Genomic DNA, 15226 nt, shown 5'->3' with positions numbered 1-15226 from the left:
ACCGTTGAGGACTTTGTCGTGCCGTCACTTGAAAATTCGTACGTATCTCATCAGACGAAGGCACTCAAACCGGTGATCGCCTTGCCGACGATCAACGTGTTCATCTCCCTGGTGCCTTCATAGGAGTAGATCGCCTCGGCATCGGCGACGAACCGCCCGATATGGTTTTCGAGCAGGATGCCGTTGCCGCCAAGCAGCTCGCGCGCATAGCCGACCGTCTCGCGGCACTTGACGGTACAGAAGGCCTTCGCCAGCGAGGCATGCTCGTCGCGCATCACGCCTTCGTCCTGGAGCTGGGCAAGACGCAGCATCATGGTCTGGGTCGACGTGACGTTGCCGAGCATGCGCACCAGGAGATCCTGGACGAGCTGGAAGCCGCCGATCGGCCTGCCGAACTGCATTCGCTCGGTCGCGTAGCGCAGCGCGTGCTCATAGGCGCCCATCTGGCAGCCCACGGCGAACCACGCCACGCCGGTGCGCGTCATCCTCAGCACCTTGGCGGTGTCCTTGAACGAGTTTGCGTTCTGCAGGCGATCCGCCTCCGGCACGCGACAATCCTTCAGGGTGATCAGCCCGTTCTGCACGACGCGAAGCGCCATCTTGGTCCTGATCTTCTCGACTGCGAATCCGGGATTGTCCCTCCCGACGACGAAGCCCTTGACCTGGTTCGTGTCCTCCTCGCGCGCCCAGATCACATTTATGTCGGCGAAGGTAGCGTTGCCGATCCACTTCTTCTGGCCATTGAGGATCCAGATTTCGCCCTCGCGCCGGCAAGTCGTCGTCATCCCACCCGATGTCGCGGAGCCGACCAGCGGCTCGGTCAGGCCGAACGAGCCGATCCTCTCGAAACGCATCATGGGCGGCAGCCAGCGTTGCTTCTGCGCCTCGTCGCCACACAGGTAGATCGAGCCCGCCGAGAGCCCCGTGTGCACGCCCCAGAACGTCGCAATCGACGCATCGACCCGAGCCAGCTCCATCGCGACGAGGCCATTCAACAACCAGCTTCCGCCTGCCGCGCCATGGCCCTGATAGCCGACACCTCCGATGCCGATTTCGGCCATCTTCGGAACGATTGCGAACGGGAATTCGTCCCGCCCCCAATACTCCTCGATCACGGGCGCGACCACGCCTTCGGTGAACTCGCGGACGCGCCGGAGCAACGCACGCTCGCTCTCGTTCATCACCTTCGCAATCCGATAGAAGTCGCCGTCGATCGGCGGCGGCGCGTAATCAGGCTTTCTCGCTCCTGTCGCCTGCGGGTTCGCCATGATCCTCTCCCTGGTGCGTGAACGATAACGTCAGGTCGATTTGCCCGGACGAACGTTGGCGCGGATCTCCTCCAGACTCTCCTTCACGCGGTCCTGGATGATCTTCACCGCATCCGTGGTCGATTGCCTCGCGGTCGACGCGCTCTCGCGCGCTCCCTCGACCGTGATCTCGAAGACTTTTCGCGCGAATTCGGTCTGCAACGCGATGTTCTCCTGCATCTGGCCAAGCGGTTTGTACTCGCGCGCGAGTGTCTCGGCTTCTCTGAGGCCAGCCTCCAACACCTCGCGCTGCTTCTGCGCGACCGACTGGGCGCCCTGCGCCGCCACCTTTGCGCTTTGGCCGAGCGCGTCGATACTCTTCTTCTGGGCCTGAAGCAGCTCATCCACGTTCAGCTTCGGCAAACCGAGGTCGCTGCCGAACTTCCTCAGCATGTCGATGTACGAGGCTGTATCCGTCATGATGTCCTCCCTTGTTGCTCTGCCTTGGTGTGATGACGCCCATCTTCCGATGCCGGAACGATATCTGCGATCACCAGAAAATCCTCGATCAACGCGGCGGTCTCCGCCGGCCGGGTCACCATGAACAGATGTCCGTCATCGATCATGCGGAGCTCGGCGTTCGGGATCAGGCTCGCCAGAATATGACCGTTGATCGGGGGGACCAGCGGATCGTCGTTACCCATCAGCACGAGCGTCGGCTGTGGTAGAGACCATAGCCATGGCAGGCTGGTCCAGCCGGCCATCGCGAGAAGTTGGTACAGATAGCCGAGATTGCGCGCGCCATGCATCCCCGCCGCATGCCGGCCGATCAATGACGGATCCTGGCGAAAGGCACCGCCATAGATGTCCGCCGCGATCCTGTTCATATAGTCCTTGTCGGTATAACGGCGCGGCGTTGCCATTTTCCACAACACGGCGGGGCTCGCCGGCACCATGGTGAAGCCGGGCGCCGTCGCAGCCAGCACCAGCCGCCGGCACAGCGTCGGATATTGGTGCGCGAATTGCTGCGCGATGCCGCCTCCCCAGGACACGCCGGCAACGTCGACCTCGGCGTAGCCAAGCTCGGCAAGGAGACTGGCGGCCAGCCGTGCCAACGTCGAGGGACGATATGGGAAAAGCGGTCGAGGCGATGCCCCGACCCCCGGCACATCGAAGATGATCGCGGTCGTGCGCGTGAGCGCCTCGAGGAGCGGCTTGGCCAGCTCCCAGTTGGCGCCGATCCCGTTGAACAGCAGCAGGGGCGGTTGTCGCTCGCGGCCATGCCTGATGGCGACCCGGAGCGACTGCCCGTCGATTGCGATTTGCTGCACCGTGATCTCGCCCGGCTTCCCGGTCGCGATCTGTGCAGACGGGCGGGCACTCGTGGCGATGTCACTCAAAGACGTATGTCCCCGGAGCTGGAGCAAGGACGGGATGGCGTTGGCTACCGAACGACGCCGGTGCACCCACTTCCTCACCCGATCGCCTGTGAAGCCAGTCTCGCCAGTCGAGCCACCAGCTTCCCTTCCGCTTTTCGGAGGCGGCCAGGAACGCGTCCGGGCCTGCCGAATTGACGGGACCGATCATGAACGACGCCTTCGGATTGGTCGGCGGATTGAGGAGGCTTTGGAGGTGACCGCTGTTCGACAGCACGAAGGTGGTACCTGCACCCATGATCTGCGCCGTCCTGTGCACGCCCTTCCAGGGCGTGATGTGGTCGGTCACGCCGGCAACGACGTAGCAGTCGGCCTTGACTTTGCTCATGTCGATCATCCTGTCGTTCAGCGCGAGCTTTCCGGCGTTGACGAACGGATTGGTGAAGTAGAGATCGAGGTAGTCGCCGTGCAGGCGCGCCGGCAGCCGGGTCGTATCGGCGTTCCAGTACAGGATGTCGAAGGCCGGCGGTTGATTGCCGAGCAGATAGTTGTTGACCCAGTAGTTCCAGATCAAATCGTTCGGCCTCATCCAGGCGAACATCCGCGCCAGTTCGTGACCATCGACCAGACCGCGGAGCCGCGATGTTTCCTTGGCGGCCCTCATCGTTTCCGGCGTCATGAGGCAGCCGAACGCGCTCTCGTCGGCGGTGTTCGGATCGAGCAGGCAGACCGCCAGCACCATGTTCCTGATCTTCGCGCTGCCGAGGGTTGCGAAATACGCCGTCGATGTGATGCCGCCGGAGCAGGATCCCATCATCGAGATGTCGTCGCTGCCAGTGACTTCGCGCGCGGCGTCGACGGCTTCGTCGAGCGCGGCAACGTAGCTCTCGAGGCCAACGTCGCGATCGGCAGCGGTCGGATTGCGCCAGCTCACGCAAAACACCTGAATACCGCTCTCGAGCAGAAAACGAACCATGCTCTTGTCGGGCGAGAGATCGAGCGCGTAGTACTTGTTGATCTGCGGCGGCGTGATGAGCAGCGGCCGTCTCCAGACTTTTGGCGTCGTCGGCGTATACTGGATCAGCTCGAGCAGCTCGTTACGCAGCACGACCGCGCCCGGCGTGACTGCGAGATTCTCGCCGACCCTGAATGCGCTGGTATCCACCATCGACGGCATGCCGCGATTGCGGGTGAGGTCGTCAAGATAGTTCTTCAATCCACGCCACAGGCTCTGCCCACCGCTGTCGACGAACTTGCGGACCGCCGCGGGATTGGTGACCATCGCGTTGGTCGGCGCCACCGCATCGATCAGGATCTCGGTGATCAGGTGCGCGCGCGCCTTGTCGATGTTGCTGAGGCTGGTCTTGTCGACGAGGCCATTGACGGCCTCGCCCCACGCCAGATAGGCCTTGAGCAGGCCGCGGTGCAACGAGCTCTCCTTCCATGTCGGATCCGAGAACCGCTTGTCCCCGGGCTTCGGCGCGCGCTCGGACTTTCCGGCGACGATGGAGCCTAACTCGCCGACGAAGGCGAGCCACTGTTCGGTTGCGACCTTCGGCTCGTTGATGACCGCCTTGAACAAGATACCGGCACTGTCGAGCAGATCCTGGCCCTGGATGGCGACGAGGGGATTGAGCGCCAGCGTATTTTTGGATGCCTCCTCGGATAATTCTGCGCGCGACAATGTCGGGCCGGGGTCTTCCGTGCTCATGACTGTCTCGCTTCCGTTGCGGGAATCAGCAGCGCCAGGGTCTCGGCGATCAGGGCGGGCTTTTCCGACCCCTCCACCTCCAACGTGTTCCGGGTTTTCATGACCACCTGCCCACGCTCCTTCGGCTCGACGCCGGCAAGAACGACACGAAGCCTGACCCGCGCGCCCGCCGGCACCGGCGCGAGGAAGCGCACCTTGTCGATGCCGTAGTTCAGACCGGCCGCCGCATCGCCTGGGATGACACCGACCTGCATCGACAGCGGAGCCACCATCGCCAGCGCCAGATAGCCGTGCGCGACCGGACTGCGGAAGGGACTTTCACGGCGCGCCCGTTCGACATCGACGTGAATCCACTGATGGTCGCCGGTGCAGGAGGCGAACGCGTCGATGCGCGCCTGGTCGATCGTGGCCCATTCGGACAGGCCAAGCTCCTCTCCAATTCGTTCGCTCAGACCGGCAAGGGTGAGCTTGCTCACGTTTTCCTCCTTTGATGCTTTTCTCCGACCGGGGTCGAACGGCTACACGTCGCCGTAGCGCTTGCGCAGCTCCTTCTTGTTGATCTTGCCGACGCTGGTCTTGGGGATGCTGTCGATGAAGATGATCTTCTCGGGAATTCCGTATCGCGAGATGACGCCCTTGTCGGCGAACGTCTTGAGATGACTTTTCACGATCGTATCGGTGACACCGTTTGTCTCCGCCGGTTCCTTGACCACGAGTGCAAGTGGACGCTCGCCCCACCGGTCATCCTTGACGCCGATGACCGCCGCCTCCTCCACACCCGGGCATTGCGTGATCAGGTCCTCGATCTGCAACGAGGACACCCACTCACCGCCGGTCTTGATGACGTCCTTGAGGCGGTCGGTGATATGGACGTAGCCGCCCGGGCTCACCACCGCGATGTCGTTGGTGTGCAGATAGCCGCCGGCCCAGAGCTCCTCCGAGCCCTCGGGATTGTTGTAGTAGCCCTGCGTCAGCCAGGGGGAGCGCAACACGATCTCTCCGGACGACTTGCCGTCATGGGGGACATCGTTCATGTCCTCGTCGACGATGCGCAGATCGACCAGCGGGGCCGCCATGCCCGCCTTGGTCCGGAATTCCACCTCCCGGTCGTGATCGCCGCTGAGGTCGCGCGACATGACGTGGGCCACCGCGGCGATCGGGCCGGTCTCGGACATGCCGTAACCGGCAAATATGTCGATGCCCGCGGCGAGCGCCTGCTTCGCCAGCGTCTTCGGCAGCGCCGAGCCGCCGATCACCATCTTCAGACCCGCAAGGTCCGTCTTCGCTGCCGCAGCGGCGTTCAGCAGCATTTGCAGGATCGTCGGGACGCCGTGGGTGAACGTGACGCCCTCGCTCTTGATCAGCTTGACGAGCATCGCCGGGTCATAGCGCCCGGGATAGACCTGTTTGACACCGGCAAGCGTCGCAGCCCAGGGAAAACCCCAGCCGTGCACATGGAACATGGGCGTGATCGGCATATACACGTCGTCGCGCGAGAACCGGCCCTGCTGGCTCGCCATCCCGAAGAACGCCAGCTCGCATAACGAATGCAGCACCAGCTGCCGATGGCTGTAATAGACCCCCTTGGGCAAGCCGGTCGTGCCGGTGGTGTAGAAGGTCGTCGCCTGCGTATCCTCGTCGAAATCCGGAAAATCATAGTCGGACGACGCTTCGGCAAGCAGGCTCTCGTACTCGCCGGCAAACGGCAGGCTTCCGGTCTCGGGGCGAGGACGATCCGACATCACGACGAGCGTCTTGACCTTCGTGAGCTGCGGCCTGAGGCCTTCCAGCAAGCCGACGAACTCGTCGTTGACGAGCAGCGTGGACGCGCCGGCATGATCGATCGTATAGGCGACCTGCTCGGGCGAGAGCCGCACGTTGACCGTCTGCAACACCGCCCCCATCATCGGGATCGCAAAGAAGGCCTCGAGAAACCTGTTGCTGTCCCAGTCGAGGACGCCGACCGTGTCGCCGGGCTCGACACCGAGCCTGCTCAGCGCGGAGGCGAGGCGGGCGATGCGCTCTCCGAGCTGCCGATATGTCAGCCGGCTTCGATCGCGATAGACGATCTCCTGCGCGGGCGATTGCAGCAACGGGGTATGCCACAGCTGCTTGAGGATCAGCGGATATCGATAGGCGGATTTGGCAGTCTGGATCAGCCTTCCCACCATGGCGGCCTCCCTCGAAACGTTGCCTCTCGCTCGGCTCCTCGCGACGTCCGCAATTATGATTTGCGGATCGCCTCGGCCGGTCGTCCCTTCGACGATTCCATCACCCGACGTGGACATCGACCGTCGCGTGACGCGCGGTGTTTGTGAAGGTCCGAAACGGACATCAACGGGGTCCAGAACGGACAGGCTACGACCACTCCGGCATTCGTTCTTGAATAAAGCTGCTCATTTCGCGAATTGCGGCGGCGCGTCATCCGGCTGACGCGTCGCAAATCCCGGCATTGCTTTTGACGATCCAAAAAGCTGCTATCGTTGCCGAGACTACCGGACGGTCGGTGAACGGGAGCGCGCCCCTTCGGAGCTCCAGTACAAAGGCGGACCCGATTGCAAAAAGCTCGGCAACATCACCCTTTCCCGTCCTCACCACCGCACCCGGAAGGCGCGAAGGAATCGGCGATCGTCGGCTTGAGCGAGCGCATATACGAAACGACCAAGCTTGCCGCGCTGTTCGACATGCTATTGAGCCAGGGCCACCCGGCCAGCGAGATATTGAAGAACGTCAATCTGCCGGCGAAGGAGGTGTATTCCTCGAAGGCGCGGATCTCGCTCAAGCAATTGCTGACCGCCTGCAAGAATGCCGTCCGGCTCTCGAGGGATCCTTACCTCGCCTATCGGATCGGCGCATCCATCCATATATCCACGTACGGAATGTACGGTTTTGCCATCCTGTGCTGTCCCGACTTTCGCAGGACGATGCAGTTCGCGACGCGGTACCACATGCTCGCCGCGCCCCTGGCTGCGATCAGCTTCAGCGAAGAGAACGGATCCGCCGTCTGGTCCATCGAACCCAATCTGCACGCCGCAACGGATCCCGCATTGTATCGCTTCGTCACCGAGATGCAGATCGGAATACACATCTCTCTGATGCGCGACGTCATGGGTCCCGCGTTCGCCCCGGACGAAGTCTGCCTCGCCTACCCGGGCGCGGGAGACGGCGGCTTTCCGAACGACGAGTTACGATGCAGCGTCAGCTTCGCGAAAACCGCGAACAAGATTGTTTTCCGATCGACATGGCTGGAGCAGGAGGCAAGTCTCGGCAACAGGACCACCTACCCATCGATCGTTGCGCTATGCGACGACCTGCTCGACGATCTGACGTTACGAATCGGCATCGCCGGAAAGGTTCGCGACCTTCTGCTGGCGGATATTGCCACGCCGCCAACCTCCTCGGCGGCGGCCAGGCTCCTCGGCATGGACGATCGCTCCCTGCGCCGCAAGCTTCGCCAGCAAGGTCTTTCCTATCGCGGCTTGCTGGACGAACTCCGCGCCCAGATTGCGCTGAAATATCTCCGCACGACCAGGCTTTCGAACGACGATATCGCTTTGGCGCTCGGATTCAGCGACGCCGCGAATTTCCGTCGCGCGTTCCATCGATGGACAAACAAGGCGCCGAGCGACATCAGGGCCGAATAGGCCGCTGGCTCGCTCACCCATTTCACCCGACTTCATCCGCCGGACGGCCGCAAACCATCCTGTCGTCCGGTCTCTGGACGGCCGTTCGTTCTCGTCTCACGCTAAGGAGACGGATCGGCTCCTTGCAACCGCGCAATACGTGGACACCTTCGTCGACAAACGCTTTCGCAAGTTCCTGACTCCCCTCTGCCAGCAGCGCCTCCACGAATTGACCGGTAACCAGAAGCCGAGCATCGAGAATTCGGCAATAGGCTTCAACGCGGCTCGCGATATTCACGGTGTACCGACCAGGGTGAGCTCCAGCCTTCTTTCGCTGCCGACATCTCCCTGCACGACCTCGCCGTAGTGAATGCCGACGGCGAAGCGGACGGCGTCCTCGCTGCAACCGATCCCCCGGCTCTTAACCCGCCACTACGACGACCGGCTTGGCCTTCGGTGCCTTGTCGGCGTTCTTCGACCAGGACCGGTAGTACGCCAGCGCGGTCATCATCGATATCCCGACAATGCTGACCACGACCTGCATCCAGATCGCGCCGGAAATCTCGACCAAAACCACGTGTGCGGCAAAGGACAGGAATATGCCGGCGCAAAACACTTCGAGCGACTGCTGACCGCACTTGATTGCGGGCCGAAAGATCGCCCATTCCAGCCCCGGCCAATCGCGTGGCAGCAGACGAACGACAAAAAAGGCGAACACAACAAAATGCAGCAAACGATAAGGCGCAAGGTTGGTCTTGTCGTTCGGATTGAAGGCGCCGTAGATGTCCGGCGGGATCAGTGACCGCAGTCCGTCAAACCGGGCCGCCATCGTCATGACCAGGGCGAACAGAAGATAACTGACGCCGAGCACCAGCGCGGTACGCGACCGGATGAATGGCATTGCCTGTGCCGATCCACCAAGCGCAAACCAGGCTCCGAACGTGAACAAAAACTGCCATGCGAATGGATTGAAATACCAGACACCCGACGGATAGGCTGAAACGTTCCAGCCGAAATGCCTGGCCATCAAATAGAGCACCCCCGAAGCTGCCAGGGTCATATTCGGCCGGCGGAGCATCAGCCAAAGTATCGGCGGGAAAACGCCCATCAGAACGATGTAAAGCGGTAGCACATCCATGTTCACCGGCTTGAACCGGAGTACCAGCCCTTCGAACAGGAACTGCGCGGGATTGGCGAGGAAGCCCCGTATGTTGAAGTCATCGGTGAAACTTGAGTTTCCATAGCTCTGCGCGACATATCCGATTTCTGCGAGATAGAGCACGAACAAGAAGACGTGGGCGACGTAGATCTGCCAGACACGCTTCAGAAGCCTCGATGCTCCAATGATGAATCCACGTTCGAGCATCATCCGTGCGAAGACGAAGGCGACGGTGTAGCCGGAAATGAAGATGAAGAGATCCGCGGCGTCGCTGAAACCGTAGTTCCGCGTTGTTACCCAGTTCACGACGTTGTTGGGGATATGGTCGAGGAATATCCCCCAATTTGCCACACCTCGAAACAGGTCCAGCCGGAGATCTCGGCCCTTCGTCGGGAGCGTCGCGAGAATCTTCATCGTCAATGCACCGAGGCTCTAACCCGAGATATCTCCTTCGCCGATTACCTGCCTGCGGTGCCTCCGTTTGCAACATCCAGAGCCCGCCCCGACATTTCGACGTGGTCGACGTGAGCATAGCTGCCCGTAACTGCCAGTCTTGTATAATCGTGCGCACGCTGGATGTGAGTTCGGTGGAAAGACAGGAGACGAGGCTGGCAGAACAGCTTCGACTTTCAATTTGCCTCTGGAAAATGCCATCCTGCCCATGAGTCACGACGGGCAACGCGCTTATGTGATCCAGCTCCCGACCTTCGCCTGTCCGTCGACTCAAACCAACAGCACTCCTCACCCAGTGCGTAGAGTTCATTAGGATTACTGGCTCTCGCCACATGGGCCGGTGGAGCCGTCCGGGCCCGCTTACGCCTGGCGCGCATCGGCGGATGATCGGCAACGATCGGCCGCGCGCCCGGTTCTGGTTCGGTTATGGAGTCAGTCAACGAGTCAACGCGCGTCCGATCCGTCTGTTCGTCGGGCAGCCGCTCGACCAATGTCTGGGTTGGTACCGCCTCAATCGACGGTGGCGAGATGGTCGGCTGGTTGGCGTCAAAGACGACCTTCTCCGGCCATTTGCGCGCTGATTTGATCCGGATGGTCGCCGCGTCGATGCTGCTCGGCCGATCAGGAAATCTGTCCGGCAGCTCCGGCAAAGACCAGCCGGCTATCAGCAGAAGAACAGCGAGTGCGCCCCCGACAACCACAAAATACGTTGCCATGGGTAGAGCCGATGGTTCCGGCGGTTTCGGCAATCTCGATCGACCCATGACAGCAATGCTTGGCCAGTCTCATGCCATGCGGCGAAGCGATCGGGACGCCACGCCGCTGCTGAGGGAGGGCGACCTCGGCTAGAGGAAGTTCTCCTTCACCATCTCCCAGACGTCTCCTCCACGGCCATGCAGGACGGCTCGAGCCGAATAGAGCGCCATCCCGACTGCAGGTTCGACCTGCATGAATGGCGGCATGACGAGCTGCATCGGGTTGACGTGTACGTGCAGAAGCGCGGGCCCCGGTTGCGCCAACCAATCCTTGACCGCGGTCTCCAACTCGTCCGCACTCGAAACCGTCTGGCCCCAGAGACCCAGCGCACGCGCAACGCCGGCGAAATTCGGGTTTTTCAACTTCGTGAAAGTATCGAGCATCCCCTCGGCCTTTTGCTCGATCTCCACAAAGCCGAGCTTGCCGTTGTCGTAGACCGCTATCTTGATGGGCAACTCCTGCTGGACGACCGTCATCAGGTCTCCGAACAGCATCGAGATTCCGCCGTCGCCGGCCATGCACACGACTTGGCGGCCGGGCTCTGCCTTCTGGAGCCCAATGGAGGACGGCATGCCGTTCGCCATCGTACCGTGAAGCAGGCTCGCGAAGATGCGGCGCCGGCCGTTCGCCTCGATGTGGCGATAGGCCCAGGCGGCCGGGGTACCGTCGTCGGCCGTGAACAACGCATCCTCTGCGGCGTGCCGGCTGATGACCTGCGTCAGATAGCTTCCAGGAATGTGGCCTTCGTGACCGGCAGCAACCTTGACCCGCTCCGCCTCCCGATATTGCGCGTAGCGCTTCACATATGCGCTTCGAAACGAGGCATCGCTGCGCTCGGCCAGCATCGGCAGCAGAGCCTCGAGCGTTGCCTTCACATCGCCGACGACGCCTTTCGTGATCGGATGCCGCCGTCCCAGGTGGGTCGGGTCGATATCGACCTGCACAATCTTTGCCTTGTCGGGGTAGAATTGCCGCCAGGCAAAGTCCGCGCCCAGCATCAGCAGCGCATCGCAATCCAGCAAGGCGTGGTATCCGGCCTCGTTGCCGAGCATCCCGGTCATTCCGATGTTGTAGGGATTGTCAAACTCAAGGAAGTCCTTTGCGCGCGACGTATGCGCAATCGGCGCCTTCAGCTTGCTGGCGACCGCGAGAATCTCCCGATGCGCGCCCTGGCAGCCCGATCCGCAGTACAGCACGACATTTTCGCTACTGTTGAGGATGTCTGCGATCTCACCGAGATCCGCATCGTTCGGTCGCGTGATAGGTTTGGCGACGTGCACGGCATAGGGGATGTTGTCATCCACAATCGAGGCAGAGATATCCGCCGGCACGATCAGAACGGCAACTCCGCGTTTCGCCAGGGCCGTCTGACAGGCGATCACCGTCTTCCGGCGCGCCTGTTCCGGAGTATGGATCATGTCGCAGAAGACGCTGCAGTCCCTGTAGACCTGCTTGAAGTCGACCTCCTGGATGAACTCGAAGCCCAATTCGTCGCGAATGATCTGACTTGCGATCAGGATGACGGGCGCACGGTTGCGATTGGCCTCGAATATCCCGTTGATGAAATGCAGGCTTCCGGGCCCGCAGCTGCCGGCGACCGCGGTCAGGCGATCGGCAACCTGCGCCTCCGCCTGAGCGGCGAACGCCCCCGCCTCTTCGTGTCTCATTGATATCCACTCGATCTCGCTTCTTTCGAGCGAGCGGGCGATCAGATTGAGGGTGTCGCCGACGACGCCATAACAATGTTTGACTCCTGCACTTTGCAGAGTTTCAACAATGATATCCGCGACCAGCTTGCCCATGACATTCAACCCTGGCTATGACCGTTCCTGCCACAGCGTGCACCCAACTGCACTACGGGGCTTGTATCGGAATGCGGGGACTTGAACCCGCCTGCGCAGACGGCGCACGGCTGCGGAAGGCGCAGCTTTCAGCCGACGTGATCGGTTCCGGATTGGAGTTGGCCGAGCATTTCCTCGGCGCGCCTGCGAGCGGGAAATGAAATTCCGGCCGGCATTCGCTCAAGACTTGCGCTGAGATACTCGCAAGCTTCCGGCAAGCGATCCTGTTTTTGCAACAGCGCGGCAAGGTCCGTCGCGGCCATCAATTCGAAAAGGGTGGCCCACTGGCGTTTTGCCCAGTCGATTGCCGACAGCAGGCTTTCTTCGGCGTCGAGATGGTCCTCCACGGATCGAGACGCCAGGATGAGCCCCTTCATCCTGAACAGAGCGGGCATGTGCAACAATTTTCCGGCGCGCTGCTGTTGCTCGATTGCATTCACCGTGAGGGTCATCGCTTGTTCGTGCTCACCAAGGTGCACGAGGGCCGCGGCCAGATCGCAGGTAAAGTCCATGTTCAGCATCTCGTGACGCTGGACATGAAGCTCTTCCAGCGCTTTCTTCAGCAATTGGATCGCTTCGATGCGATCGCCTTGGAGGAGCAGCCATTGACCCTTCAGGCCAGCCGCTATGGCGCGATACGGCATCAGCGAATGCGCGACGGAGAGCTCGCTCAGCTCACCGATGTACTGGTCCGATTGTTTCAGGTCGGCCATGGCCAGAAAGACAGGAAGGACCAGGGCCAGGGATCGGCAAAGCGTGGCGGGATTGCCTGACCTCTTGCCTTCCTCCAAGGCGCGCCTTGCATAGTCCAGCGATTGATCGAGCAAGCCCCGGTACAGGAGAGAACGCGCCATACCGACGAGCAGGAAGCTCGTATAGTGAAAAAGATATGGTTCCGTTCGAGAGCGTGGTCCGGACGCCAAGTGCCGCAGGCCCGATTCGCAATGCAGTTGTGCGGCGAGCTGATTCCCCAACAGATGTTCGGACGCCGCAAACATTGCCTCCGCCAGCGCCATGTCGGCGTGATCCCCCGTCCTCAACGCCAGTTTCTTGCTCCGGATGGCGATGTCGGTCGCACCACGAATGTCCATGATCCAGTGTGAGTACATGAAAAATCCACTCAGAATCCTCAGCTCGTAAGCGATATCTCCCTGTTCGATCGCAATCTCCAGCGCGTTCGTAAATGCGGTCCGGACGCGTTGATCGTTACCTTCCGTGTGCATCATGGCCAGCGGTATCGACGCGGAGATTTCCATTGCTCGGCGGGAGTCTCGATGCGGATTTCCCAGGCTTGCCATCGCGCGTTCTGCCCATGCCTGGCATTCGATCAGCAGTGACAGCTCCAGAAACACCTGCGTGGAAGCGGCGGCCAGTCTCGTTGCCGTCGCGGCATCGCCGTGCGGCCCGAAGCTCCATTCGAGCGCCGCACGGACGTTGCTCAATTGATCGGAATAGGCCAAAACTCTTTCAGCGCCCGGCAGGGCCGATAGAGCCTCCCTCAGCGTCTCGAGGTGTCCGGCCAGGTATTCTGCATGCCGGCCGAAGACAATATCGACTTCGGCATGCTCCTCCAGTTTTGCCAGCGCGTACGCCCGGGTCGTGTTCGACAACCGATACTGTGCCTGCGCGGCATCGATCTGGGTTGCTATCAACGACTTCTCAACGAGGCCCGCGACCGCGTCAAAAATTTCCTCGGCACCCACGCCGGGTTCATCCGTGACCGACCGCGCGCCATCCAGGGTGAAATGTCCGACGAAAGGAGCGATGCGTCGAAAGACGATCCTCTCGGCGTCGGACAGCAGATCGTAACTCCAATCCAATGTCGCCTTGAGCGTCCGATGTCTGGCAACTGCCGTCCGATGGCTCAGCTTCAGCAATTCCAGCCGGGACATCAGGAGGTCAACCGTGTTCTTGAGGCCCAGCACGGCCACCTGACCCGCAGCCAACTCGATTGCCAACGGAATCCCATCCAGCTTTCGGCATATTTCCGCGACAAATGGCGCCTCCCTGTCGGCGAGAACGACGCGACCTGCTCTCGTGGCCAAACGCCGCACGAACAGCTGCGCCGCCGGATATCGTAGCACTTCATTTGCGGTTTGCTCCGAGCCGTCTGGCGGAAAATCAAGGGGGAGAACCCGGCAACAATGCTCGCCCTCGACTTTCAGCAACTCTCTGCTCGTGGTCAGAATATGGACCGCTTCGGTTTGCTGGTAGAGTTGTTCGGCAAGCGGGGCGACCGTCTCGATCACATGCTCGCAGTTATCGAGTATGATGAGAAGTTTCCGCGACCGAATGAGGTCGACCAGCTCCAGTCCGGGATCTTTCGTTTTGAGCGCGAGCCCCAAAGTGGCCGCGACGGCTGGAGCAACATGAAGTGGATCGGTGAGGCTTTCCAGATCGACAAAATAGACATCGCGCCCAAACCGCTCGGCGACAGCGCGGCCGACGGCCTGGGCAATGGTCGTTTTGCCGATGCCTCCGGGGCCGAGCAGGGTCACGAACCGGTCGTTTCGAAGCTTGTCGCCGACCTCCCCGACGAGCGCCTCGTGCCCGACCATCGCGATCGGTCGCAACGGAAGCCTGCCTTGGTGCCGCGACCTGGCGTTGCTGCTTTCCGTGGCGCCTCCGAGCGGGATCACTGTGCCGACGAACGAGTAGCCCCGCCCCTTGATGTTTGCGATGTAGCGGTTGCCGAATTGGCCGGCGCCGAGCGCCTTGCGGATCGCAGCCACGTGGACCCGGATGCTACCCTCCTCGACAGTCACATCCGGCCAGACGTGATCGATCAACTCCTGCTTTGCGATCACCTCACCCGGACGCTCAACGAGGTAGATCAGGATGTCGAGGGCCCTGCTCCCGAGGGGCAGCGCCAGGCCGTCGCGCCGAAGTACCCTCTCTGTGCTGGAAAGCTCAAAGGGGCCAAACAGCAGATTTCCACGAAGCTCATCGTCAGCCATGGCTCTTGGCACGGGCTTGGGGTGCTTTTCCAGGATGTTCAATGATCCACGCGAAACCCAAGCGTGCGTTCTTGATAGACATCAGCTCGCTTTCGGCTCGACG

At 61.4% G+C, this 15226-nt stretch carries 11 protein-coding genes; 2 read left to right on the top strand and 9 right to left on the bottom strand.

Features of this window, described 5'->3' with window-relative positions; all coding sequences use genetic code 11:
* Positions 1-50: 50 nt before the first annotated feature.
* The 6 genes from IC761_RS10030 to IC761_RS10005 are packed head-to-tail and all read right to left on the bottom strand — an operon-like array spanning position 51 to position 6505.
* A complete protein-coding gene (locus IC761_RS10030) occupies positions 51-1268 on the bottom strand; it encodes an acyl-CoA dehydrogenase family protein (RefSeq protein ID WP_195803085.1) in 1218 nt (405 codons plus the stop codon).
* Between the two features lie 30 nt (positions 1269-1298).
* Positions 1299-1727, bottom strand: a complete 429-nt coding sequence (locus tag IC761_RS10025) for a phasin family protein (protein WP_195803084.1) — start codon at positions 1725-1727, stop codon at positions 1299-1301.
* Positions 1724-2647, bottom strand: a complete 924-nt coding sequence (gene phaZ, locus IC761_RS10020; RefSeq protein WP_210338528.1) for a poly(3-hydroxyalkanoate) depolymerase — start codon at positions 2645-2647, stop codon at positions 1724-1726. The genes IC761_RS10025 and phaZ overlap by 4 nt, the downstream gene beginning before the upstream one ends.
* Positions 2640-4334 carry an alpha/beta fold hydrolase gene (locus IC761_RS10015; protein ID WP_195803083.1) on the bottom strand — a complete coding sequence of 565 codons (1695 nt, stop codon included), beginning with the start codon at positions 4332-4334 and terminating at the stop codon, positions 2640-2642. The genes phaZ and IC761_RS10015 overlap by 8 nt, the downstream gene beginning before the upstream one ends.
* On the bottom strand, positions 4331-4810 hold the full coding sequence (locus tag IC761_RS10010) for a MaoC family dehydratase (protein WP_195803082.1): 480 nt from the start codon (positions 4808-4810) through the stop codon (positions 4331-4333). Before IC761_RS10010 ends, IC761_RS10015 begins: the two co-directional genes overlap by 4 nt.
* A 42-nt stretch (positions 4811-4852) precedes the next feature.
* On the bottom strand, positions 4853-6505 hold the full coding sequence (locus tag IC761_RS10005) for a fatty acid--CoA ligase (RefSeq protein WP_195803081.1): 1653 nt from the start codon (positions 6503-6505) through the stop codon (positions 4853-4855).
* Positions 6506-6889: 384 nt separating this feature from the next.
* On the opposite strand from IC761_RS10005, the gene IC761_RS10000 reads away from it, so the two are divergent.
* Complete coding sequence (locus IC761_RS10000; protein WP_195803080.1) at positions 6890-7978, top strand: AraC family transcriptional regulator; 1089 nt, start codon at positions 6890-6892, stop codon at positions 7976-7978.
* Between the two features lie 400 nt (positions 7979-8378).
* On the opposite strand, the gene IC761_RS09995 is transcribed toward IC761_RS10000, so the two are convergent.
* Complete coding sequence (locus IC761_RS09995; RefSeq protein WP_195803079.1) at positions 8379-9530, bottom strand: OpgC domain-containing protein; 1152 nt, start codon at positions 9528-9530, stop codon at positions 8379-8381.
* Between the two features lie 567 nt (positions 9531-10097).
* Here IC761_RS09995 and IC761_RS09990 point away from each other — a divergent pair.
* Positions 10098-10418, top strand: coding sequence for a hypothetical protein (locus IC761_RS09990; protein ID WP_195803078.1), 321 nt, complete (start codon positions 10098-10100; stop codon positions 10416-10418).
* On the opposite strand, the gene IC761_RS09985 is transcribed toward IC761_RS09990, so the two are convergent.
* Together IC761_RS09985 and IC761_RS09980 are read right to left on the bottom strand one after the other, a co-directional pair.
* A complete protein-coding gene (locus IC761_RS09985) occupies positions 10415-12127 on the bottom strand; it encodes a thiamine pyrophosphate-dependent enzyme (RefSeq protein WP_195803077.1) in 1713 nt (570 codons plus the stop codon). The two genes, IC761_RS09990 and IC761_RS09985, sit on opposite strands and share 4 nt — an antisense overlap.
* Positions 12128-12255: 128 nt before the next feature.
* Positions 12256-15123, bottom strand: a complete 2868-nt coding sequence (locus tag IC761_RS09980; RefSeq protein ID WP_195803076.1) for an ATP-binding protein — start codon at positions 15121-15123, stop codon at positions 12256-12258.
* Positions 15124-15226 lie beyond the last annotated feature (103 nt).

It is taken from the genome of Bradyrhizobium commune (genome assembly GCF_015624505.1).
GTDB lineage: Bacteria > Pseudomonadota > Alphaproteobacteria > Rhizobiales > Xanthobacteraceae > Bradyrhizobium > Bradyrhizobium commune.
The sequence above is the reverse complement of the archived record's forward strand: the minus strand, read 5'-3'. Positions and strand labels throughout refer to the sequence as shown.